Annotated in this window: 1 protein-coding gene; it reads right to left on the bottom strand. The window is 62.3% G+C overall.

From position 1 onward, the window contains the following. On the bottom strand, positions 1-3542 hold a 3542-nt coding region (locus QSG27_RS28060), incomplete at its 3' end, for a DUF4347 domain-containing protein (protein ID WP_306712033.1). Positions 3543-3760: the final 218 nt, after the last annotated feature.

The raw sequence follows: 3760 nt of genomic DNA, 5'->3' as shown, positions 1-3760 counted from the left end.
GTCGTCCAGGCCCCGGCGCTGACCGTGGCGGTCTGGGTGACCGTGCCGACGGTGACGCTGACGACCCGGCCGTCCTCGGCGGAGGCGGTGCCGGCGATGGTGACGGCGCTCTCGTCCTCGGCGTCGCTGATCCGGTCGTCGCCGGACACCGTGCCGATCGACAGAGACGGGGCGGTGCGGTCGTAGCTGACCGTCCGGGTGGCCGCCGTGGCGGGGTTGCCGGCCTGGTCGGAGACGCTCGCGGTGATCGTGACCGAGCCCTCGCTCAGGGCCTTGACCTGGCTCGAGGTCAGCGAGGTCGTCCAGGCCCCGGCGCTGACCGTGGCGGTCTGGGTGACCGTGCCGACGGTGACGCTGACGACCCGGCCGTCCTCGGCCCCGCTCGTCGTGCCGGCGATGGTGACGGCGCTCTCGTCCTCGGCGTCGTTGATCCGGTCGTCGGTCGACACCGTGCCGATGGAGAGGCTCGGCACAGTCTTGTCAATCGTATATGTCTGGCCAGACGTATAGTTGCCGTTGCTCGCCCCGCTACCACCAAGCGCGACCGACGTCCCGTTGAGAATGCTGTCGTCGTCCGTGACGTCCAGACGCAAAGTGCCGTCGCCACTGCCGGTGGCCACCGTCACCGTGTAGATCGAGCCGCTGCCGCTCACACTTGAAACCGACGCCCCGGTCAGCCCGGACGTGGTCAGTGTGAAGTCGTTCGTCCCTACCCCGGTCACGCTTTGGTTGAAGGTGACCTGATAGGTCACGGTCGAGGCATTGGTGATCGAGGCCGATGGCGTCGCCCGGTTGATCGAGGACACCGAGGGATAGCTGATTTCGTCGTTGGAGATGGTGCCGGTGGCGGTGGCGGTGCCAAGGGTGGCATTCGAGGCGTTGGACAGCGTGACCGTGAAGGTCTCGTCCGATTCGGTCGTGGTGTCGCCGGCAATGGTGACGGTGAAGGTCTTGCTGGTGTCGCCGGGGTTGAAAGTCAGGCTGCCGCTGGTGGCGCTGTAGTCGCTGCCAGACGTTGCGGTACCGTTGGAGGTCGCGTAATCGACCGTCACCGTCTTTCCTGATGCGGCGCTCAGGCTGACCGTGAAGGTCATGGTGGAGGTGCCGCTGTCGCCCTCCGCCTGGCTCACGTCGGCAATGGACAGGGTGGGCGTCGGGTCATCGTCGGTGATGGAGGCCGTGACCTGCTGGGTGCCGCTCTCGGTCGCCCCGCCACCGCCGCTGACGCCGGTGATGTCGAGGATGATGGTCTCGTCGGCCTCGTCCAGCGTGTCCTGCACCGCCGTGATGGTCGCCGTGCCCGTGGTCTGGCCGGCCAGAATGGTGATGCTGGTCGAGGACAGGGTATAGTCGGTGCCGCCGCCCGTCGCCGTGCCGGTGGCCGTCAGCGTGACCGTGGTATCGGAGGCTGCCGCAGCGCTCAGGGTTGCCGTGACGGTAGCGGTGCCCGCCGCCTCGGCCAGCGACGCCGAGCTGACCGAGAGCGTCACGGTCGGAGCAGGGCTGCCGCCACCCCCAGTCGTGAAATCCAAATAGTACTTCGACGTTAGCGCGCCAATAATGGCGCCGTGCTGAATGATCGGGTTTTGCTCCAGTTGTCCAACGATGTGGCCATCGGAGTCGAAGAACGCTCCCCTTTCCAGCTCAATATAATATTGGGTGCCGGCAAGAAGGTCGTTGGTTGGGTTGATGGTGACCGTGTCTGAACCGCTGCCGGTAACTTGAGAAGAATTGGCGGCAATCGACTCGACGATTGCTCCTGTGGCGAAATTTCGGATGATGATGTGGTTGTTGGAACCCGTGCCGACGGTTACCGCCTCGCTGAACTTGAAGACAAGATTCGCGCTCACGCTTACGTTGGTGGCGCCATCGCCGGGTGTCGAGGTTATGCGGTTCAGGACCGGTGCAGCGCCGCTTTGGACCAGATATCGACCGGTCAATGGTTCATAGAGATCGAGGTCGCCATCCCCGTCGTAGTCGCTTATGTACGTGTTCCCATTGGTGATGTTGCCGCTGAAATAGATACCGCTGAACGGCCCGGCGGTGAATGCGCTGCCGTTTGGCTGGTCGATAACCGAATAGTTGCCGCCGCCGTCGTTGCGCAAGTAGCTGACGGCACTTCCCGCTATGCTTGCGGCTTGGACCAGGATGTCCATGTCACCGTCATTGTCGAAGTCAGCGGTGATCCACCTCGTCGAACCACCGGTTATACAGGATGGAAACGCACTCGGCTTGACGCCGATCGAGAAACTGCCGTTGTTGTTCTCCAGGTAGCGGCGGCTCAGAGGCTCATAAAGATCGAGATCGCCATCCCCGTCGTAGTCGCCGACATACGTATTACCATTGGTGAGCAAGCTGAAATAGATACCGCTGAACGGCCCGGCGGTGAATGCGCTGCCGTTTGGCTGGTCGATAACCGAATAGTTGCCGCCGCCGTCGTTGCGCAAGTAGCTGACGGCACTTCCCGCTATGCTTGCGGCTTGGACCAGGATGTCCATGTCACCGTCATTGTCGAAGTCAGCGGTGATCCACCTCGTCGAACCACCGGTTATACAGGATGGAAACGCACTCGGCTTGACGCCGATCGAGAAACTGCCGTTGTTGTTCTCCAGGTAGCGGCGGCTCAGAGGCTCGTATATGTCATAATCACCATCATAGTCATAGTCACTGACGTATGTGTTGCCGTTGGTGAGATTGCTGAAATAGATACCGCTGAACGGCCCGGCGGTGAATGCGCTGCCATTCGGCTGGGCGATAACTGAGTAGTTGCCACCGCCGTCGTTGCGCAAGTAACTGACGGCACTTCCCGCTATGCTGCTGGTCTGGACCAGAATGTCCATATCGCCGTCATTGTCAAAGTCGCCAATGACCCACCTCGTCGAACCGCCGGCCATGCAGGAGGGAAACCCGCTTGGCCTGACGCTGGTCGAGAAGGAGGCGACGCTCAATACTCCTTCATAAGCGGCCTCCGCCTCGGCGGTCAGGACACTGCCGGACTCGATGTCGCCTGTCTGGGCTTCCAAGTCCCAGTTGCCGTCAATCCCCCCGCCGGTGAGGTCGACCGAAGCGGCAACGTCGGCTTCCGTCAGCGTCGCCAGGCTGGATATGAACGCAATGCCCGCCGGACCCTCGCCGATATTGCAACCGTAAAGCCGGATGTCGCCGTTCGGAGCCAAGGCGGCACGAATGGCATCCAGTTCCGGCCGGTATCCTTCCAGGGTTTCGGCCGATAAATCGCCAGTGCCGAAAACCAGCCGCCCGGCGGAACCGTGGCTTATGATGTGAACAACCTCGACGCCCGTGCGCCCGCGCAGATAGTCGGCGATCTGCCGCATGGCATCGCGGTCCGGGTCCAGAACGGCAACTTCCACTCCCGCGCGCACACCGGAGAGCAGGCTTTCATAATCCTGCACCGTCGGACTGATGAACAGCACCTCCTGGCGCACCGCCTCGTCGACCGTTGCGGACCCGATTACAATTGTGCTGGTCGCGTCCACGGCGGGCGGGAGAGGCGAGGTTGCATCCGTGGACTGCATGGTCATCGTCGAGGCTCCTAGTCCTGGCAGACTTTTCGTTTGCGTGCTTTGTAAAAGCGAATTTTAGCTCATAAATTTAGCAAAAGCACTACTTTATCGGGTTTTGATGCCCTCGTCGGATGTGATGCACCACCGCCGCCACATCGTGCGGTAGGCGCGTTCGATATGGCGAACCTTGAGGCGGGAGTTGCACAGCGGCGAGGCCGCGATGCGGTCGCGCAGTC

It is taken from the genome of Azospirillum isscasi, from assembly GCF_030849505.1.
Classification (GTDB): Bacteria; Pseudomonadota; Alphaproteobacteria; order Azospirillales; family Azospirillaceae; genus Azospirillum; species Azospirillum isscasi.
The sequence above is the reverse complement of the archived record's forward strand: the minus strand, read 5'-3'. Positions and strand labels throughout refer to the sequence as shown.